Origin of the sequence: Clostridium pascui, from assembly GCF_016908015.1 — a bacterium.
GTDB lineage: Bacteria > Bacillota > Clostridia > Clostridiales > Clostridiaceae > Clostridium_AK > Clostridium_AK pascui.
On record NZ_JAFBDB010000002.1, the window covers coordinates 162,042 to 183,298 of the forward strand.

Annotated in this window: 15 protein-coding genes; all 15 read left to right on the forward strand. The window is 33.1% G+C overall.

Features of this window, described 5'->3' with window-relative positions:
- The first annotated feature begins 50 nt into the window (after positions 1-50).
- The 15 genes from JOC70_RS05935 (at position 51) to helD (ending at position 21,216) form a co-directional block, all read left to right on the forward strand.
- Complete coding sequence (locus JOC70_RS05935; RefSeq protein WP_204597971.1) at positions 51-3,554, forward strand: DNA polymerase III subunit alpha; 3,504 nt, start codon at positions 51-53, stop codon at positions 3,552-3,554.
- Between the two features lie 267 nt (positions 3,555-3,821).
- Complete coding sequence (gene pfkA, locus JOC70_RS05940) at positions 3,822-4,781, forward strand: 6-phosphofructokinase (protein ID WP_204597972.1); 960 nt, start codon at positions 3,822-3,824, stop codon at positions 4,779-4,781.
- Positions 4,782-4,857: 76 nt separating this feature from the next.
- Positions 4,858-6,615 (forward strand): pyruvate kinase, encoded by a 1,758-nt coding sequence (pyk, locus tag JOC70_RS05945; protein ID WP_204597973.1) that lies wholly within the window; start codon positions 4,858-4,860, stop codon positions 6,613-6,615.
- A gap of 218 nt (positions 6,616-6,833) precedes the next feature.
- Positions 6,834-7,844: an aldo/keto reductase gene (locus JOC70_RS05950; RefSeq protein WP_204597974.1), complete on the forward strand. Its 1,011-nt coding sequence runs from the start codon at positions 6,834-6,836 to the stop codon at positions 7,842-7,844.
- A gap of 40 nt (positions 7,845-7,884) precedes the next feature.
- A complete protein-coding gene (locus JOC70_RS05955) occupies positions 7,885-9,012 on the forward strand; it encodes an SLC13 family permease (RefSeq protein ID WP_204597975.1) in 1,128 nt (375 codons plus the stop codon).
- A 345-nt stretch (positions 9,013-9,357) separates the two neighbouring features.
- A complete protein-coding gene (locus JOC70_RS05960; RefSeq protein ID WP_341534862.1) occupies positions 9,358-9,834 on the forward strand; it encodes a GNAT family N-acetyltransferase in 477 nt (158 codons plus the stop codon).
- Between the two features lie 83 nt (positions 9,835-9,917).
- Entirely contained in the window at positions 9,918-10,601 is a 684-nt protein-coding gene (locus JOC70_RS05965) for a DUF554 domain-containing protein (protein WP_204597976.1), read from the forward strand.
- Between the two features lie 235 nt (positions 10,602-10,836).
- The gene (gene rlmD, locus JOC70_RS05970; protein ID WP_204597977.1) at positions 10,837-12,222 is read left to right on the forward strand and encodes a 23S rRNA (uracil(1939)-C(5))-methyltransferase RlmD; all 1,386 of its coding nucleotides are present in this window, start codon (positions 10,837-10,839) and stop codon (positions 12,220-12,222) included.
- A gap of 206 nt (positions 12,223-12,428) precedes the next feature.
- Positions 12,429-12,812, forward strand: a complete 384-nt coding sequence (locus JOC70_RS05975) for a Na-translocating system protein MpsC family protein (protein ID WP_243429056.1) — start codon at positions 12,429-12,431, stop codon at positions 12,810-12,812.
- 116 nt (positions 12,813-12,928) lie between these two features.
- Positions 12,929-14,149: an L-lactate MFS transporter gene (locus tag JOC70_RS05980; protein WP_243429057.1), complete on the forward strand. Its 1,221-nt coding sequence runs from the start codon at positions 12,929-12,931 to the stop codon at positions 14,147-14,149.
- 52 nt (positions 14,150-14,201) lie between these two features.
- Positions 14,202-15,359, forward strand: coding sequence for a 5-(carboxyamino)imidazole ribonucleotide synthase (locus tag JOC70_RS05985; protein ID WP_204597978.1), 1,158 nt, complete (start codon positions 14,202-14,204; stop codon positions 15,357-15,359).
- A 21-nt stretch (positions 15,360-15,380) separates the two neighbouring features.
- Complete coding sequence (gene purE / locus JOC70_RS05990; RefSeq protein ID WP_204597979.1) at positions 15,381-15,881, forward strand: 5-(carboxyamino)imidazole ribonucleotide mutase; 501 nt, start codon at positions 15,381-15,383, stop codon at positions 15,879-15,881.
- 225 nt (positions 15,882-16,106) lie between these two features.
- Entirely contained in the window at positions 16,107-17,870 is a 1,764-nt protein-coding gene (locus tag JOC70_RS05995; protein ID WP_204597980.1) for an amidohydrolase family protein, read from the forward strand.
- An 11-nt stretch (positions 17,871-17,881) separates the two neighbouring features.
- Positions 17,882-18,523 carry a TetR family transcriptional regulator gene (locus tag JOC70_RS06000; protein WP_204597981.1) on the forward strand — a complete coding sequence of 214 codons (642 nt, stop codon included), beginning with the start codon at positions 17,882-17,884 and terminating at the stop codon, positions 18,521-18,523.
- A gap of 446 nt (positions 18,524-18,969) precedes the next feature.
- Positions 18,970-21,216: an RNA polymerase recycling motor HelD gene (gene helD, locus JOC70_RS06005; RefSeq protein ID WP_204597982.1), complete on the forward strand. Its 2,247-nt coding sequence runs from the start codon at positions 18,970-18,972 to the stop codon at positions 21,214-21,216.
- Positions 21,217-21,257 lie beyond the last annotated feature (41 nt).

The window sequence follows — 21,257 nt, forward strand, 5'->3', positions numbered from 1 at the left end:
GAAGCTAAACTTTAAATTAAACAAAATATACTAAAGAAGGGAGAGATATTATGGAACAAGCAGTAAATCGGCCTCGGTGGGTAAGCTTACATCAACATACGGGGTATTCCCTTTTAGATTCTTCTGCAAAAATCCCTGAGCTTATAAAAAGGACTAAGGAATTAGGTATGGACAGCATTGCTATAACGGATCATGGAGTGATGTATGGATGCGTAGAATTTTATCAAGAAGCTAAAGAACAAGGCATAAAGCCTATAATAGGCTGTGAGATATATGTAGTACCAAAGTCTATGCATATAAAGGTAAATGACAAAGAAAATGACATATATCATTTGGTTCTTTTAGTGAAAAATGAAAAGGGCTATGAAAACTTGATGAAGATAGTGTCTAAGGCATCTATAGAGGGATTTTATTACAAACCAAGAGTGGATCATGAAGTTTTAAGAGAACATAGCGAAGGTCTTATTGCATTAAGTGCCTGCTTAGGAGGAGAAATACAAGCCTACATATTGCAGGATAATATACAAAAGGCAGAAAAAACAGCATTGTTATATAAGGAAATTTTTAAAGATGGATTTTATTTAGAACTTCAATACCACGGTATGAAAGAACAGCTTAGGGTAAATAAAGAGTTAATTGAAATGTCAAAAAAGCTTAGTATACCACTTGTTGCAACTAATGATGTGCATTATATAAAAAAAGAAGACTATAGATCCCATGATATACTTCTTTGCATACAAACAGCAAAAACTGTAGATGAAGAGGAGAGAATGAGATATCCTTCAGATGAGTTTTATTTGAAATCTCCTGAGGAAATGTATGAAATGTTTTCTCACGTACCTGAGGCACTGGAAAATACGGTTAAAATTGCAGAGCAATGTAATTTTGATTATGAATTTCATAAATCCAAGCTTCCAAATTTTCCACTTCCTGAAGGAACAGACCATTATGAGTATTTAAAAGATGTATGCTTAAAAGGCTTAGAGGAAAGATATGAAGTAATAACTGAAGAGCTTACTGAAAGACTTGAATATGAGCTTGGAGTTATAAATCAAATGGGATATGTGGATTACTTTCTCATAGTTTGGGACTTTATAAGATTTGCTGTGGAAAGCGGCATTCCAACAGGGCCTGGAAGGGGTAGTGCAGCGGGATCCTTAGTTGCATACACATTGGGGATAACTAAGATTGATCCTATTAAGTATAATTTGCTATTTGAAAGGTTTTTGAACCCGGAAAGAATAAGTATGCCGGATATAGACTCTGACTTTTGCTATGAAAGAAGACAAGAAGTAATAGATTATGTAGTTGAAAAGTATGGCAAAGAAAATGTATCTCAAATTGTAACCTTTGGAACCATGGCAGCAAGGGCATGTATTAGGGATGTAGGTAGAGCAATGAGCTATCCTTACTCTGAAGTGGACAGAATAGCTAAGATGATTCCAACCATGCTTAATATAACTATAGATAAGGCATTAGAGTTAAATCCAGAACTTAGTACAGCTTATGAGGAAGAGCCAAGAACTAAGGATCTCATAGATGTAGCAAGAGCTTTAGAGGGGCTGCCAAGGCATACTTCTACTCATGCAGCAGGAGTTGTAATAGCTTCAAACCCTTTAGTAACCTATGTGCCACTTCAAAGAAATGAAGGAAATATTGTAACTCAATTTACCATGGGAACTTTAGAAGAGCTTGGACTTTTGAAGATGGATTTCTTGGGTCTTAGAACTTTAACTGTTATGACAGACGCAGTTAACATGATAAAAGAAAATAAAGGAATAGAAATAGATTTAGACAATATAGATTTTGATGATAAAAATGTATATAGGATGCTTGGTGAAGGAAAAACTGTAGGAGCCTTCCAGTTAGAATCTGCAGGAATGACATCCTTTATGAAGGATTTAAAGCCGGATTCTTTTGAGGATATAATAGCTGGAATAAGTCTTTATAGGCCAGGTCCTATGGCAGAAATACCAAAATATGTTGAAAATAAAAGGCATCCTGAAAGCATAGAATATGAAACACCTCATCTTGAGCATATACTAAAAGTCACCTATGGGGTAATGATTTATCAAGAAGAAGTAATGCAAATAGTTAGGGACTTAGCTGGGTACTCCTTGGGACGTGCAGATTTAGTTAGACGTGCCATGTCCAAGAAAAAACACAAAGTTATGGAGGAAGAGCGTAAAAACTTTATATATGGAATTGTAGATGAAGAGGGCAATGTAGAGGTGCCAGGATGTTTAAAAAATGGTATCAGTAAGGCAGCTGCAAATAAAATATTTGATCAAATGATGGACTTCGCAAGCTATGCTTTTAACAAATCCCATGCAGCAGCATATGCCGTAGTTGCATATCAAACAGCATATTTGATGAGATATTATACAACTGAATTTATTGCAGCAATGCTAAACAGTGTAATGGGAAGCAGTGAAAAGGTTGCTTTTTATATAAGATTTGCAAATGAAAGAGGCATAGAAATACTTCCTCCAGATATAAATGAAAGTTACACAAAGTTTACTGTTCAGGGAGAACAAATTAGGTTTGGAATGGCAGCTATAAAAAATGTAGGTGTCAATGTTATCGAAAATATAGCAAAGGTTAGAAATGAAAAGGGCAAATTTAAAGATTTACTGGATTTTTGCAATAAAGTGGATCTGGGTGTAATAAATAAAAGAGCGGTGGAAAGTTTAATAAAGGCAGGCGCTTTAGACTCCTTTGGTGTATATCGTTCAAGGCTTTTAGCAGTACATGAAAAGGTAATGGATGGAATAAATGGTGATAAGAAAAAGAACATACAAGGTCAAATAAACCTATTTTCAGATTTTGGAGATGAGCAAATAGATCCAATAGATATAAAATATCCTGAAATAAGAGAATTTGATAAAAAGCATTTACTGTTTATGGAAAAGGAAATGACAGGTTTATATCTTTCGGGACATCCTTTAGAAGAGCATAAGGAAGTTTTAAAGAATAAAACTAGTATTAATATTGGAGAAATAATTTCCTCAGGAACTTTAGAAGAAAGTAGTGAGGGAGTACTAGTGCAGGACAAGAAGGTAAAGGATGGGCAAAAGGTTAAAATAGGTGGGATAATAACTTCTGTAAATAAAAAGCTTACCAAAAATAACGATATGATGGCTTTTGTCGAGTTAGAAGATTTATATGGAATCATTGAACTTGTGGTATTCCCTAAAGTCTTTAATAAAGTTCGACAGCTTATAAATGAAGATGCCATAATACTGGCCAGTGGCAGGGTGTCCATTAGAGAAGATGAAGCACCTAAAATATTATGTGAGGACATAAGTGAGCTTTTAGTCAGCAGCATTGAAAAAGTATATATTAGGATAGATACAGAAGAAGAACTTCAACCAAGTTTAAGACAGTTAAAGATAATATGTCCAAGTTATAAAGGAAATGTTCCAATATATTTATATGTGAAAAGTATCAACAAGGCCTTTGTAATGAATAAAGAACTTTGGATAAATGGAGAAAAAGAACTTCTTACATTTTTAAAAAATCAATTTGGTATAGAAAATATTAAGGTAGTATAAAGTTCAATAAGAATAAGCAAAATAGTAGGAGGTAAGTATCTCATAATGTTTTGCTTATTTTTGATTATATTTATTAGGAAAAGATTGCATAAAAGTCATAATTTTATTAAAATTAGTTATAGGTAGTATTAGATGTCTTTATTATAAAAATAGTGGGACATAAAATGTCCAAGCGGCTTAAAAAATGTTATTGTCAATATACTTTTAAATATAAATAATAACAGTAAAAGAAATTTTTAATGAAAATTTGACTGCGGAGGGATTGTTATGAAAAAGATTGCTGTTTTAACCAGTGGTGGAGATGCACCTGGAATGAATGCTGCCATAAGGGCAGTGGTAAGAACAGGTTTAGATAAAGGTTTATCCGTAATGGGAATACAAAGAGGATTTAGTGGTCTTATAAGTGGAGAAATTTTTGAAATGGATAGAAGAAGTGTGGCTGATATCATACATAGAGGTGGAACCATACTTAGAACTGCTAGATCAGAAGAATTCAGAACTGAAGCGGGACAAAAAAAGGGAGTTGCAATATTAAATGCTTTTGGAATAGATGGATTAGTGGTTATAGGAGGAGATGGATCTTTTCATGGAGGGCAAGCATTATCAAAGTATGGAATAAAGATGGTGGGGATTCCAGGAACAATTGATAATGATCTTTCTTATACAGACTGTACTATAGGTTTTGATACTGCAGTAAATACAGTACTTGATGCTATAAATAAATTAAGAGATACCTCTACTTCTCATGAAAGAGTAAGCATAGTAGAAGTTATGGGAAGAAACTGCGGAGATATAGCGCTTTATGCAGGACTTGCAGGTGGAGCAGAAAGTATAATAGTTCCTGAAAAAGGATATGACATAAATTCATTATGCAAAACTATTTTAGAAGGTAAGCTCCGTGGAAAAATGCACAATTTAATAATAGTTGCAGAAGGCGTTGGAGGAGCTAATGAAATAGCAAGAAAGATAGAAGATGTCACAGGTATAGGAGCAAGAGCAACTATTCTTGGACATATACAACGAGGTGGAAGTCCCACTGCAAGTGATAGAATATTAGCTTCACGCTTAGGATACAGGGCAGTAGAATTATTGCTTGAAGGAAAATCAGCAAGAGTAGTGGGTATAAAGGATGGAAAAACAATAGATGAAGACATCGATGAGGCTCTTGCTATAAAAAGAAGCTTTGATGAAAAATTATATAGTATAGCAGAGGCGTTATCCTATTAAGAAATATTAAATAATAGATTAATACAATTTGGAACTTATAAGATAATATTATGAATTAAAACTGGAGGGGATTTTTATGCAAAAGACTAAAATGGTTTTTACAATAGGTCCTGCAAGTGATAATGAGCAAGTGTTAGCAGAACTTGTAAAAATTGGGATGAATGCTTCAAGACATAATTTTTCACATGGCACTCACGAGGAACACAAGATAAGAATGGAAATGGTAAGAAGTACAAGTAAGAAATATAATAAAGAAGTTGCAATAATACTTGATACTAAGGGACCGGAAATAAGAACAGGGGATTTTGAAGGCGGGAAATTAGAGCTTAAAGAAGGAAATAAGTTTACTATATATTGCGGAGAGGAAGTACTAGGAGACGAAACTAAGTGCTCAATAAGTTATGATAAGCTTTGGGAAGATGTAAAACCAGGCAATATAATTCTTATAGATGATGGTCTTGTAGGGCTTGAGGTTGAATCTACAGAGGAAAATAAAATTCATTGTATAGTGAAAAATAGTGGAATGGTAGGAAATCATAAAGGTGTAAATGTTCCAGGAGTATGCACATCGCTTCCATCTCTTACTGAAAGGGATAAGGGAGATTTGAAATTTGGATGTGAAATGAATGTAGATATGGTTGCAGCTTCATTTATAAGAAGGGGATCTGATGTTTTAGCTATAAGAAAAGTACTTGAGGAAAATGGAGGAGGAGATATTCAAATATTCTCCAAGATAGAAAATCACCAAGGTGTAGAAAATATAGATGAAATAATAAGACTGTCCGATGGAATAATGGTTGCTAGAGGAGATATGGGAGTTGAAATTCCAATAGAGCAAGTACCGCTAGTTCAAAAGATGATAATAGAAAAGTGTAATAAGGCAGGTAAGGCTGTTATAACAGCAACTCAGATGCTTGATTCTATGATAAGAAATCCAAGACCTACAAGAGCTGAGGCTTCAGATATTGCAAATGCAATATTTGATGGAACTGATGCTATAATGCTTAGTGGAGAAACTGCAAGTGGTAAATACCCTGTAGAAGCAGCTACAACTATGTCAAGAATAGCTCAAGCTACAGAATCACAACTTGATTATCAAGCAATATTAAATAAAAGAAAGGAATTACATGTACTTAATGTAGCAAATGCTATAAGTGTTGCAACTTGTACTGCAGCGTTAGAGTTAAATGCTTCAGCTATAATTACAGCAACCCAAAGTGGATATACAGCAAGAATGGTATCTAAATACAGACCATCTTGTCCTATAATTGCAGTAACACCAAGCGTAAGTGTAGCGAGAAAGCTTTCATTAAACTTTGGAGTATTCCCTATACTTACAAATCAAGTAGAATCTACTGATGAACTTATAGATGCATCCGTAGATATATCTGTAAAATCAGGCTATGTTAAAAGTGGCGATTTAGTAGTAATTGCAGCAGGAATACCAGTAAGTTTATCTGGAACCACAAATATGTTAAAGGTTCATGTAATAGGAGATATACTGGTTCAAGGAAGAGGAGCTGGAAATATACCTGGATTTGGTAATGTGAAAGTTGTAAAGAATCCAAGAGAAGCAGTTGAAGTAGCAGAAAAGGGAGATATTTTGGTAGTTAGAGATTCAGATATAGAATATATTTCCGTTTTAGATAGAATATCAGGAATTATAACTGAAAAGGGAGGATTAACTTCTCACTTAGCTATTCAGTGTATAACAAATGAAGTTCCTATAATAACAGGAGCTGGTGGTGCAACAGAAATATTAAAAAATGGTGCATATATAACAATGGATGTAAAACGTGGAATAGTTTATAATGGAAAAGTAAATATAGTATAATAGAAGTTAGAATAAGGGTACTAAATACTAGGGAATGTGAGAATTTTACTAAGTAAAATTTCATAAAATCATTGCTATATAAAATCAATGATTTAAAAACTCCTAGGCTTTAGTACCTATTGCCTTAAATCAATAAATAAAATTTATAGTTTTAAGGCGAAAAAGAGATTAAATTTAAAATTATAAACTTAATTACAATTAAATGGGGGTGTGAAGAGTTGAAATACAAAGTTTTAGGAAGTACGGGGCTTAAGGTATCAGCAGTTGGATTTGGAGGAATACCAATTCAGAAGGTGGATGAAAAGGAAACTGCAAAGCTTTTGGAATATGCTGAGAGTAAGGGAATAAATTTTATAGATTCTGCAAGGGGATACACAGTTTCAGAAGAGCTAATAGGAAATGCTCTCAAGGGAAGAAGAGATAAATGGATTATAGCAACTAAATCTATGGCAAGGGATAGAGAGTCCATGCTTAAGGATGTGGAGATAAGCTTAAAAAACTTACAAACAAATTATATTGATCTTTATCAATTTCATAATGTGAGAACCCAAGAACAGTTGGATCAGGTTTTAAGTGAAGATGGAGCTTATAGTGCCTTATTAGAATTAAAGAAAAAAGGTATTATAAAACATATAGGAATAACTTCACATAGTGCAGATATGCTTAAGATAGCTATAGAAACAGGGAAATTTGAAACAATTATGTATCCGTATAACATAGTGGAAACTCAAGGGGAAGAAGTCTTCAAAAGAGCAAAGGAATTAAATATTGGTGTAATAGCAATGAAACCTATGGCAGGGGGAGCTCTAACTAAGGGAGATTTATCAATAAAATTTATACTTTCAAATGATAATATAACCAATGCAATTCCAGGCATGGCTTCTTTAAGTGAGGTAGATGTAAACTGCGATGCAGGAAGCTCAGAATATACTTTAACTGAGGATGAAAAAGAAGAAATAAAAAAGATATCAGAGGAGCTTGGAACGGAGTTTTGCAGAAGATGCAGTTATTGTGCACCATGTACTACAGGTATAGATATTCCAAGTATATTTGTACTTCAAGCATATAAGGAAAGATACGGACTTCCAGATTGGGCAAATGATAGATATCAAAGCACAGAGCGTAGAGCAAAGGACTGCATAGAATGCGGAATTTGTGAGGAAAGATGCCCCTATGACTTGCCTATAAGGAATATGCTGAAAAAGGTAAGAAAGATTTTTAACGAATAAAGATCTAGAAAACTAAATTACAAAGTGTATGGAGCAAATTATGAACTATGAACTTAATATTATAAAACATAAGACTAATATTATAAGACAACTATTAAAAGATGAAATAATATTTACTATTTCATTAATTTTTGCGGTAGTAACATCTTTAATATCAGTGCCTAAGATGAAATATATAGATTTTAAGGTGCTTGGGATTTTATTTAATCTGATGGTGGTAATAGCAGCTTTTGAAAAGCTAAAGATACTAGATAAGATAGCGGTAAGCATATTAAGTAAGTTTAATAAAGAAAGGCAAATATCTCTTGTGTTAATATTTTTAACTTTTATAAGTTCTATGTTTATAACAAATGATGTAGCGCTTATAACATTTGTGCCTTTAACCTTAATAATAGGTAAAAAAACAGGATGGCATCCGATACTTACAATAATATTTCAAACTTTAGCTGCAAACTTAGGAAGCAGCTTAACCCCTATGGGGAATCCTCAAAATTTATTTCTATATTCCTTTTACAATATTTCCCCTATAGAATTTTTTAGGGTAACACTGCCAATTATTTTAATAGGAATATTGTGGCTTATGATAATAAATTACAGACTTAAGGAAAATGAAATAAATTTCGAATTAGAAGATATATACATAGAAAATAGAACTCAAGGCATTATTTATACTGGACTTTTTATATTTGTAGTACTTTCTGTATTTAATATTGTAAACTATAAAATAGCCTTTTTAGTGACAATTTTCATAGCAATTTTTACAGATAAGAGTTTATTAAAACAAGTGGATTACATTTTATTAGCTACATTTATATGCTTTTTTATAATTATAGGGAATCTTTCGCATATGCCTAGCTTTACTTCTAGCATAACTAAATTTTTATCTAGTAGTAAAAATGTTTACTTTTCATCAATATTATTTAGCCAAGTTATAAGTAATGTTCCAAGTGCCATATTATTATCTGGCTTTACCTCACGATGGAGGGAAATAGTTTTAGGGGTAAATATAGGGGGAATGGGAACACTAATAGCATCCTTAGCTAGCCTTATCTCCTATAAATTTTATATAAAGGAATATGGACAAAGTAAAAAATACTTGATTCATTTTCATGGATACAGCATTATAAGCTTATTTATCTTCTCATTTATTATATATTTGTTAATTTAGGGTATAAAAATAAATAAACTATTGTATAATAGGTACATATATGGTTAAAATATATTGATAATAAAAGTAAAATTAGGACAACTGATTCTTTTTTGCACCTCTTAAGAGGTGCGCTTTTTTTATATATAAGTAATGGTATTGTATAAAGGTAGTTGGTATTTTTAATATTATTTTGAAGCTAGGGGTTTAATTTAATATCTCAATAATTTATAATTTTTATAAGACGCTAGGAGTTAGGTGCAAGGGACTAAAATTAGAAAAAACTTTGCTATGCAAGGCTTTTTCTAATTCTATTACCTGGTACTTTTGTTCTAGCACCTTAAAACAGACAGGAGGGGCATATTTATGGACATGTTTATAAGAAAATTAACAAAAGAGGACAATAAGAACATTGAAAAAATCATCAAGGAATGCCTAATTGAATTTGGGGCAAATAGAGAAGGCTTTGCTTGGGCAGATCCAGAACTAGGATATCTTTCTGAAGCTTATAAAGACGCGAATTCAGAATACTGGGTTGTGGAAAAGAATGGGGAAATTATAGGGGGATGTGGAATAGCACCTATGAATGGTCTTGATGGAGTATGCGAACTTCAAAAAATGTACTTTATAAAAGAAGCGAGAGGTACAGGTGCAGCAGGGAGAATTATAAAAATTGCGTTAGATTTTGCAAGGGAAAGATATAATAAATGTTATCTTGAAACATTAAATAGCATGGAAGCTGCTAATAAGTTTTATCAAAAGAATGGTTTTTATAAACTTGATAGACCTATCATAGAAACAGAACACTTTGGCTGTGATGCATGGTACTTAATAGATTTATAATTTATAATTAACTGTTTATCAAAAAGAATGGCGATTGACAAGCCTTTTGATAGTGATCAAAGATTGAAAAAGGGGGCTATAAAATGTTCGGGGTTATAGTAAATTCTTTGGCAGTAGCTGCTGGGGGATTAGTAGGAATGCTTATAGGCAAGGGGATTCCAGAGAAAATAAAGGAGACAGTATTTACTGGATTAGCTCTTTGCGTGATGCTTATAGGAATTTCAGGAGCAATAAAGGGACAAGATACTATACTGATCATCATGAGTATAGTTATAGGAGCTATTATTGGAGAAATTATAGATATTGATTTAAGACTTAGGAAATTAGGAGATAGCATACAAAGTAAGTTTCAAGGAAAGCATGGTAAGTTTTCCGAAGGATTTGTAGTATCTACTCTTCTTATGTGTATAGGAGCTATGGCCATAGTAGGACCTTTAGAAAGTGGACTTACAGGAAATAACAGTACTTTGTTTGCTAAGTCTGTTATAGATGGATGTTCTGCAATAATATTATCTTCTACATATGGCATAGGCGTGGTATTTACAGGAGTATCACTATTTATATATCAAGGGTTAATAGCATTATCTGCTGCTTTTATAAAGGGAATATTGGTGCAATCTGTAATAACAAATATTACGGCAGTAGGAAGTTTGCTTATATTAGGACTAGGATTTAATATGTTAAATCTTACAAAAATTAAGGTAGCAAATTTACTTCCAGCAGTACTTGTGCCATTTGTATATCAGCTTATTTTAGGATGGTTTTAGATATATTTATTTGTATATAGTTAAACATACAACCCCTGTAGATAATTTTCATTTAAGTGTAAATATCTACAGGGGTTAATATAATGTAAAATCATATGTGGAGTTTTCTTAATTTGGGTTATAATATAAAAGAAATATCTTATAATTATTTAGAAAGAAATTAAGTAGGCTAATTTATTGGTGTTGGTTAAGATAAATTAATTTTTAAATAAAATATTATTTTAAGGTGGTAAATATGAAAAGAGTTATACCAGTAGAAAAAAACAAAGATTACATAGTAGAAATAAAGGGTATGGGATATGAAGGTGAAGGAGTAGGAAAAATAGATGACTTTACTATATTTATTCCAGGAGCAATTAAGGGAGAAAAGGTAAATGCCAAAATAGTGAAGGTAAATAAAAATTTTGCCTTTGGAAAACTTTTAGATGTGGTAGAAGAGTCTAGTTTCAGAACTGAGCCTATATGCGGTATATATAAAAGATGCGGAGGATGCCAACTTCAACATCTATCTTATGAAGGGCAGCTAGATTTTAAAGGACAAAGAGTTAAAGATGTCATAGAGAGAATAGGTAAGATAAATCCCGAGGTGCTTCCTGTCATAGGTATGGAAAACCCTTATAATTATAGAAATAAGGTTCAACTCCCTGTAGGCCAGGCAAATGGAGAAATAAATATAGGGTTTTATGCACTGCGCTCTCATGACATAATTAACATGGAAAAGTGTTATATACAAGATGAAATAAGTGAAAAAATAATGGCGTTGGTAAAGCAGTGGATGATAAAAAATAATATAAAGGCCTATGAAGAAACCACTCACACGGGAGTTTTAAGACATCTTATGATAAGAAAAGGTTTTAAAACTTCAGAGGTAATGGTAGTACTTGTTACAAAAACTAATGAACTTCCATATAAGGATGAAATTATAGAACTTTTAACTAGCAATGTAAAAGAAGTAGTTAGCATTATTCAAAATATAAATTCAGAAAAAACTAATGTAATATTAGGATTAAAATCAAATACCCTTTGGGGGAAAGATGTTATACAAGATTACATAGGAAAATTTAAGTTTAACATATCACCATTATCCTTCTTTCAAGTAAACCCTGTACAAACGGAAGTGCTTTATAATAAAGCATTGGAGTATGCAAATTTAACTGGAGATGAAATAGTTTTTGATGCTTATTGTGGAACTGGAACTATATCACTTTTCTTAGCTCAAAAGGCAAAAAAGGTATACGGAGTAGAGATAATTCCTGAAGCTATAGAAAATGCTTGGGAAAATGCTAAGCTAAATAGTGTGGACAATGTGGATTTCTTAGTAGGAAAGTCTGAACAAGTTATACCGGATTTAATAAACAAAGGTATAAAAGCAGATGTAGTAGTAGTAGATCCTCCAAGAAAGGGCTGTGAGAGAGTTCTTTTAGAAGCCATAGCTAAAATTAATCCTAAAAGAATCGTATATGTATCCTGTGATGCAGGAACCTTAGCTAGAGATTTAGCTATTTTAGATGAGTTAAATTATAAAACGCAAAAGATACAACCAGTAGACATGTTCCCGCATACCGCGCATGTTGAGAACGTAACTTTACTTATCAAGGACCGAAGGGACGAAGAAAAGTAATTAGTACGTTCCGTGCAAGGTCTGCCCAAGAAGACTAGAGTTAGCGAAGTCTGATTGGCTGCAATCTACTGAGGAGTGTGCTGCTCTGATAGAGAAGAGGCATTAAATGTTTTGTATTAAAAGTGATTGACAACTGATGGGTTGTATGATAATCTACGTAATAACAAAGTTTCAATTATGAATATTTGGTTTTGGAGTTGAAGAGGATGATATTCAAAGGAAGTTCGATGACAAAAGGACAAATTGAATCGAAATTAAGCGAAGCAATAAGTAAATTTGAAATTGAACAAATGGGTAGGGGTCCTGAGAAAATTCGTACAATTATTCTTCAAGACTTGATTCTTATAAGGCTCAAAGGCTTTTTAAGCATGTCTGAGAAAAAACTAGCTCACAACAAAGACGGCGTTGAGCTAATAAAAAAGGTAAGAACTTCATTGTTTGAAAATGCTCGGGAAGAACTTGAATCAGCAGTAAAATCAGTTATTGATGCGAATATTGTAAGTACTTATTCTGATGTGAGCACAAAAACCGGTGAAAAAATTATAGCAATAATTTTAGATCAGGATATAGAAGAGTTTTTTAAAAAGTAATTTGGAAGACTTATTGAAAGGTTAAAAACCAGTCATAGAGTAAGCCGATAACAATTTTCCTAGTAGGAAGTGTTGTTATTGGCTTTTTTTATTTGGTAAAAAAAGGAGGAATACAGATGGAAAATAAGTTGATTTTAGGGAAAAGTATGGAATCTGGTTTGAGATGGGCATATGTATTTTTAGGAATAATAATAATGATGTGCTTTGGCACAGTTTATTCCTGGGGGATTTTCAGGATGCCTGTGGAAAAAGCTTTCAATATAGGTTCTACTCAAAGCGGTTTACCCTATATGGCATCCTTGGCGTTCTATGCGTTGTTTATGATGTTATCAGGAAGATATTTTAATAAATTCGATCCCAGGGTAATTATTTTAATTGGATCATTACTGTTATCATTTGGATGGATATTAGCCTCCTTTTCATCAAACATATATACTTTGACAATAACATATGGGGTTATTGGCGGTGCAGGGGTTGGTATAGCTTATGGCGTTCCTTTAGCAATAGTAACAAAGTGGTTTCCAGAAAAAAAGGGATTTGTTATTGGACTTGTTTTGTTAGGTTTTGGAGTATCACCATTGGTCACAGCCCCACTTGCAAGACTTTTAATTGAAATATTGGGAGTTATGAGAACTTTTCTTGTATTAGGAATATCCTTTGGCATTATAATTCCTATTCTTTCTTACCCATTTAAATATCCTTCTGAATTGGAAGTTGATGTACTAAAAGAAGTGATAGATAAAGATGATGAATCAAATGATATTGGCACCAAGGAAATGATTAAGGCTGATAGTTTTAAAGGATTATATGTAAATTTTATTATTGGAACTATGATCGGATTAATGTTAATCGGACTGACAAACAATGTTGGTATACAATTAATTGGATTATCACAAAAGAAGGTTGCATTGATGATTTCTTTATTTGCAATTTTTAATGGAATTGGAAGACCTGTATTTGGATGGATAACTGATAAGCTATCATCAAAAAAAGCAATGATAATTTCATATAGTCTTATTATTATAGGAGCATTGTTGATGTCTTTTGCAGACGGTGGCAGCATTGTTTTGTTTGGCATAGCGTTTTCAATATTCTGGTTTAATCTGGGGGGATGGCTTGCAATAGCCCCAACTGCCACAGGAATGTTGTATGGAGCAAAACACTATAGCCAAAACTATGGAGTGGTATTCACGGCCTATGGTATAGGAGCTATTTTAGGCGTATTAGGATCTGGATTAATTTTAGATATTTTTAAAAATTATTATTATATTTTTTATTTCGTAATAGGGCTTTGCTTTATGGGCTGCCTCTTTACGTTTAAATCAATTAAAGACTAAAGAAATTGCTATTAATATTTTCAAGTATTTAAAGAAAGGAGTGCTAGTCATAATGCATGATATTATATCAAAAAAAGTTGGAATAATAGGTGGGGGACAATTGGGTAAAATGTTAGTAAGTGAAGCAGCCAAAATGGGTATTTATACAATTGTACTTGATCCGGATAAAGATAGCGCTGCAGCTTGTCTTGCAAATAAAAAAATTATTGCAAGCTTTGATAATCGTGCAGCCTTGCTTAAATTAGCAAAAGAGGTAGATGTTTTAACTTGTGAATTTGAACATATATCAACAGAGGCCTTGAAGTATTTAGAAAGCAAAGGGTTTACAGTTTATCCTCCAGCAGAAAAATTGGAAATAGTTCAAAATAAATTTAATCAGAAGGTAGAGCTTAAAAAGCATGGCATACCTGTAGGGGATTTTTTAAAAGTTCATGGCATTGAAGGGATAAAGGATGCAATTAAAATATTTAATTATCCCATTATGCTCAAGACTTCTATAGGAGCCTATGATGGAAAAGGAAACAGCATAATTCGATGTGAAGAAGATATTGAAAAAGCTTTCATGGAACTTGGAGGTAACGCTGATTCTATTTATGTTGAAAAGTTCATTCCATTTGTTAAAGAGATATCTGTACTTTGCTGTGGAGGGATAAATGATGAAGTTGTGGTATATCCTATTGCAGAAAATATTCATAAAGATAGTATTCTTTATGAAACTTCAGTCCCAGCGATGATAAGTGATGCTCAGAGAAATAATGCAATAGAAATTGCCAGAAAAGTTTACAGAATACTTGGAAGTGTGGGGATGCTGTGTGTTGAGATGTTTTTGACAAGAAGTGGTGACCTGCTTGTGAATGAAGTTGCCCCAAGGCCGCATAACTCAGGTCATTATACAATAGAGGGGTGTATTACATCACAGTTCGAAAATCATATACGTGCAGTAATTGGACTACCTTTAGGTAAAACTAATTTAATAATGCCAACAGTTATGAGAAATATCTTAGGTGAAGATGGTTTTAAAGGGACTCCTGTTACTATGGGGGCATATGAAGCTTTAGCTATTGGAGGAGTGAGGCTTCATATCTATGGGAAAAAGGAAACGAAACCTAAAAGAAAAATGGGACATATAACAATTACAGCATCAACATTAGACAAAGCACGTGAAAAAGCTGATAAAGCGCACAAAATAATTAAAATAATTTCAAAGTGATATGAAAGGAATGAGAGAAAGATGAGACCTATTGTTGGAATAATTATGGGAAGCGATTCAGACTTTCAAGTAATGAAAGAGGCTTCAGATATGTTAAATTATTTTCAGATACCACATGAAGTAACAATTGTATCCGCACACAGAACCCCTGACAGATTATTTAATTATGCAAAGGAAGCAAAAGATAAGGGTATAAGAGTAATAATTGCAGGGGCAGGTGGCTCTGCGCATCTGCCTGGAATGACAGCAGCCCTGACTTCACTTCCTGTTATAGGAGTTCCGGTTAAGAGCAATGCACTTAGTGGCATTGATTCACTATATTCAATCGTACAAATGCCAAGTGGAGTTCCAGTTGCTACCGTGGCAATAAATGGAGCAAGAAATGCAGGAATTTTAGCAGCACAGATTTTAGCTGTTTCCAATGAAAAATTATACTGTTCCCTTGAAGAATATAAGAAGGAATTAGAGGATTTGGTGATGAAGAAAGCTGAGGATCTTGAAAAAGATGGGTGCGGCAAATAATCGAATCTGAAGCATTGACAATTTAATATGTTTTTTATGTTCCCTCAGACTGATTAGTTTGAGGGAATTTTGCTTTAGTGTGTCTAACTTTTATGCACAATTAAACAAAGGCATAAAAATAAAAATAAATAATTGACAGAATATTTGGGGCAGGTGTACAATGTTAATAAACCGACGACGGTATATTAATTAAAAGTATTATAAATTGCCATAGTATGGAAGGGAATGGTTATAATGAAAGAGAAAAAATATTTTAAATGGGATATACATCACCACATCGTTCCAGATTTTTATGTAGAAGAAATGAAGAAAATGGGGATGGCAGAATTCAATACTTTGAAATGGCCAAAATGGAACCCTGAAGCATCTTTAAAGCTGATGAATACTCTTCAAATTGAAAAAGCTTTTGTGTCAATATCTGCACCAGGTATCTTCTTTAAGGACGCAGCATTTAGCGAAAAACTTAGTAGAAGGTGCAATGAGTATATTGCTAAAATGGTAAAGGATCATCCGGAGAGATTTGGAGGATTTGCATCGGTGGCTTTACCGGATGTTACCAGTGCGCTTAGGGAAGTAGAGTATGCATTAGATATTTTAAAGCTTGACGGTATTGGTTTGATGTCTAATGTGAATGGCAAATATCTTGGAGATGAGGATTATCGTGAATTTTATGCTGAACTTAACAAACGTAATGCAATTGTATATATACATCCCAATGGAATAGCTCCTAGAGATGATCATCGATTTTTAAATCCTTTATATTTATGGCAAAACGATACAACAAGAACAATCATTGACTTCATAAAAAGCGGTTATCATAGAGAATATCCAAATATTCGATGGATTCTATCTCATGGGGGAGGAGTTCTGGCGCCTCTCTATGAGAGTATCATACAATCGTTGAAAGGTGAAAATCCGAACATTGAGGCTGAACTCCAACAGTGGAAGTCCCAGATTTTCTTAGATACCGCTTCAAAGGCTTATGATGAACAAATTCCACAGCTTCTTAATTTCTCTGATAGACAGCATGTGTTATTCGGCAGTGATATCGGATGGGCCAATAAAATGGCAGCTACAGTATTGATTAAGAGTTACAGCAAATTGGATGAAAAGCTAGGATTGAAGGAAAATGAAATTGAAGATATATTTATGGGAAATGCAAAGAGACTGTTTGCTCAAGACAAAGTATCAATAAATAAAGAAAATCAGACATCTATTGTTATTAAAGACTATAAGCCAGCTGGACAATTTGAAAAAATAAAGTACCATTATCACTGTATTCCTGAAAAGGTGATTGAAACAATAAAGTCTATAAATCCATCTTTTGAATTAAATAGCATAACCCCTTGGAATGAAAAAGAAACGTTGGAATGGATGAAAGAAAAGGAATATAATAAAGTGATGTTATCTTTTGATCTGCCAGAGCTATGGAAGATGCCAGAGAAAGACATCGTGCACATTCTGAGAGTTTATAATGAAGAGGTTGCGAAAATTCGCAATCAAAGCCCTGAAACTTTTGGAGCCTTCGGTGCAGTGGATATAAATCAACCACTTTATGCTATTAGTGAAATAGATTATTGTCTGCAACAGCTAAAACTTGATGGAATTACTCTGTCAACCAATATAGATGAAACAGAATTTGATGAGTTTTTAGATGAAAGTTTATTAAAAAAATTATCCAGCATTAAAGCACCAGTGATGATTCATCCTCAGGATAGTACAGGAATTCCTCTAGTGAATGAAAATTATCTTGATTCTATATATTTTATGGCAAAGTCATTTTATTTAGGGTCATATGCAAAATACCTAAGTAATACACAGTTCATATTAACTCATACCGATGGCGTATTGCCTTATGTGGCACAGCCTCTTAATATATTATTTTATATGACAGTTAAAAAGCCAAGGGTATGGCTGTACCTTATTGATAATATGGTAAGAAATAACCCTAAGGGATACAAAGCCCTAATGAATATGATTGTTGACTAGGAGGAGATATTGTGGCAAGATCGGCAGATAACCATGAGAATAAGAAAAAAGAACTACTGGAAGTTGCAGAAAAGCTTTTTTTAGAAAAGGGGTACGAGCAAACCAGTATAGATGATATTTTGAAAGAGAGTGGAATTTCCAAGGGAGGTTTTTATCATTATTTCAAGTCAAAAGATGAAATACTTTCTGGAAGCATCAATAATATCATTGAAGAATCAATAGAATATCTAAAACCCATTGTGGAGGATAATAAACTTGGAGCATTGGAAAAGTTTAAGCTCTTCATGAAGAAAAAATCGGAGTTTCAAAGTTCAAAAATAGAATATGCACGACTCTTAGGTAGTATTTTACAATCTGATATTGCGCAGTATAAATATAGTTTGATAATGTCACAGAAAATGGTGGTACCTTTTGCTAAGATTATTGAGCAGGGGGCGAAAGAAGGAGTATTTGATGTGGATTATCCCTGTGAGACTGCCGATATTTTAATACGCACAATTACTAGCGTAGTACAAAGTGCATCCTATGATGAATATTTGCATGATGAAATAAAACACCGTCAGTATTTACTTTCTTTGAGAAGTTTAATTGCTAAGACTTTGGGTATATCTCCAAAAGAATTCGCCATATACGATGAAGACGTGGATATATAGTAATTATAAAGTTAAAACAAGTATATTGTATGTTCCCTCAGACTGATGGTTTGAGGGGACTTTGTTTTAGGATCTAATAAATACTCAGAACTAAAGATATTTGTGATAAGGGTAGAATTTGGCGTAATTGTTAATTGAGATAGAAAAGGGTCGTCTAAGCTGGAGTGGCGAGCAAAATGGTATGAGAATAGCAGGGGGTTGTGATATTATGTGGAGGGAAGCTCACCTTCGATATAAGATTAACTATATCACAAAAAGACACTTATCTAATGACAAATGTCTTTATATTGACACAACAAAATAAAAGTGATAAACTTAGCTCATGTCACTTTTATCAGAAATATAATATAATCCTCTAATTATATTATATACCCTGGTAATAACAATGTCAATAGAATTTAAAAAAAATCTCACTTAATTATTTGCTAAAAGGGAGGGGTATATTTATGAACAAAAAGGACCTTGAATGGAAGTTTGAAAATGAATGGCTGCAGGAAGTACTTAAAGAGCTTCAAAAACAGCTTGACGAAAAACATGATTTAAAAGAAAGATTTAAAAAGGATTCTATTGAAACACAAAGAGAACTGTGGCAGGATATAGGTTCTATTTCTGTAAACAATGGTTTAGAGCAGGTGGTAGACTTTATGCAATTTATCAATACAATGAAAATACAAAAAAGAAGCTATGAGTTTACCAGAAAACTTGAAGAAAAATATGAGAGAATGCTTTTGTCACCCTATTTTGGAAGAATTGATTTTATTGAAAAGGGTGAGGAGAAAGCTGAAAGGTATTATATTGGAATCTCAAATCTTATTAATGATAGTTATGAGTTTCTAATATATGACTGGCGGGCACCGCTCTCAAGTATGTTTTATGATTATGAAATCGGAGAAGCAAGTTATAAATGCCCCGAAGGAATTGTTGATGGAAGATTAACACTAAAGAGACAGTACAAAATTAATGATGGTAAACTTGAATATATGTTTGATAGTAATCTTAAGATAGACGATGAAGTGCTGCAGGATATGCTGAGTAAAAGTACTGATAGTAAGATGAAGGCAATAGTAACAACTATTCAAATGGAGCAGAATAAAGTAATTCGCAATGAGGAATACAAGAATTTAGTTGTACAAGGTCCTGCTGGAAGTGGGAAAACTTCTGTTGCGCTTCATAGGATTGCTTATCTTTTATATAAGCATCGGGAAAAAATAACTCCTCAAAATATAGTTATATTTTCCCCAAATGATATTTTTAATGATTATATTTCTAATGTATTGCCGCAGCTTGGAGAAGATAATATGTGTCAGGCCACATTTAAGGAATACATGCATAAGGCATTAGGTAATGAGCTTATAAAGGAAAGCTATTGCGAGATGATGGAATATATTCTCGTATCTAAAAAACAAGATTCCTACCAAAAGAGAATCGATAATATAAAATTTAAGTCTTCCATGGAATTTGTAGACATATTAAAACGGTATGTATGCTATCTAGAAAAGATGGATAGAAATTTTACAGATATCATTTTTAGGGGGCATTTGATAATTTCATCTAAGGATATAGAAGAACTATTTTTTAAAGATTATGTAGAGCTTCCACTTAAAAGGAGGCTTCAAAAGATAAGAGAAAGAATTTTGTTTCTTGTAGAGCCTTACCAAAAACAACAAATAAAAGAAGTAACTAATGAACTTGCGAGCTCAGATTCTTATATAGATAAAGTAGAGACTATAGAGCGAAGTGAAGCTATTGTGAAGGATGAAATAAAGGATATACACTATGAAATTAATAAAATGACGGAGTTTGATTTAGTCGATATTTATAAAAATCTCTTTAAAAATCTAGAGCTTTTCTTAACAAAATCAAATACCAAATATAATGAGAAAAACATTGATGAAATCAAAAGCTATACCCTTGAAAGCCTAAGGACTCGAATGCTTAATTATGAGGATCAGCCACCCCTGCTATATCTAAAAGGTGCACTGGGGGATTTTCCTAAAACCTCAGAAATTAAATATGTTGTTATTGATGAGGCGCAGGACTATACACCACTGCAGTATGAGATTTTTTATCAGCTTTTTAAGTCTGCGAGTATGACCATACTGGGTGATTTACAGCAATCCATTAATCCGTTTATGAACGTAGGAGACTATAGTAATATATCTAATATATTTCCCAAAGATAGTACCTGCGTAATAAATTTAACCAAAAGCTATAGATCTACAATGGAAATTACTAAGTTTTCAAGAAAGCTGCTTAATAAGGAAATTGCAGATGAATGCGTAGAAAGAAGCGGAGAGGAACCTTTAGTTCTTGGTTTTGAAAATAAAGAGGATATAAAAAATAGACTTCTTAATGATATTAAAATATATAAAGAAAAAGGGTGCAAATCAATTGGTATCATAACAAGGACTGTAGGAGAAGCCCAGGAGGTATACAGTTTCCTAAAAGACAAGGTTCATGTTAAGGCTATAATGAAGGAAGATGATGAATATGTGAGTGATACCTTGGTAATTCCAGCTTACCTTGCTAAAGGATTAGAATTTGATGTGGTGCTTATTTATAATGCAGGGGGTGAAAATTATGCTTGTGAGGAAGAAAGGCTGCTGCTCTATACTGCTTGCACCAGAGCACTTCATGCTTTATGCATATACTATTCAGGTAAGATTACACCATTGCTGAAAGGAAGTTGTTAAATTTATTACTATAAAATAAAGAACTAAATTGCCTAAGGAGG

Excerpts from the sequence above, each read along its gene's own strand:
- JOC70_RS05935 (WP_204597971.1), top strand. The coding sequence starts at position 51 with ATGGAACAAGCAGTAAATCGGCCTCGGTGGGTAAGCTTACATCAACAT.
- pfkA (WP_204597972.1), top strand. The coding sequence starts at position 3,822 with ATGAAAAAGATTGCTGTTTTAACCAGTGGTGGAGATGCACCTGGAATG.
- pyk (WP_204597973.1), top strand. The coding sequence starts at position 4,858 with ATGCAAAAGACTAAAATGGTTTTTACAATAGGTCCTGCAAGTGATAAT.
- JOC70_RS05955 (WP_204597975.1), top strand. The coding sequence starts at position 7,885 with ATGAACTATGAACTTAATATTATAAAACATAAGACTAATATTATAAGA.
- JOC70_RS05960 (WP_341534862.1), top strand. The coding sequence starts at position 9,358 with ATGGACATGTTTATAAGAAAATTAACAAAAGAGGACAATAAGAACATT.
- JOC70_RS05965 (WP_204597976.1), top strand. The coding sequence starts at position 9,918 with ATGTTCGGGGTTATAGTAAATTCTTTGGCAGTAGCTGCTGGGGGATTA.
- rlmD (WP_204597977.1), top strand. The coding sequence starts at position 10,837 with ATGAAAAGAGTTATACCAGTAGAAAAAAACAAAGATTACATAGTAGAA.
- JOC70_RS05975 (WP_243429056.1), top strand. The coding sequence starts at position 12,429 with ATGATATTCAAAGGAAGTTCGATGACAAAAGGACAAATTGAATCGAAA.
- JOC70_RS05980 (WP_243429057.1), top strand. The coding sequence starts at position 12,929 with ATGGAAAATAAGTTGATTTTAGGGAAAAGTATGGAATCTGGTTTGAGA.
- JOC70_RS05985 (WP_204597978.1), top strand. The coding sequence starts at position 14,202 with ATGCATGATATTATATCAAAAAAAGTTGGAATAATAGGTGGGGGACAA.
- purE (WP_204597979.1), top strand. The coding sequence starts at position 15,381 with ATGAGACCTATTGTTGGAATAATTATGGGAAGCGATTCAGACTTTCAA.
- JOC70_RS05995 (WP_204597980.1), top strand. The coding sequence starts at position 16,107 with ATGGTTATAATGAAAGAGAAAAAATATTTTAAATGGGATATACATCAC.
- helD (WP_204597982.1), top strand. The coding sequence starts at position 18,970 with ATGAACAAAAAGGACCTTGAATGGAAGTTTGAAAATGAATGGCTGCAG.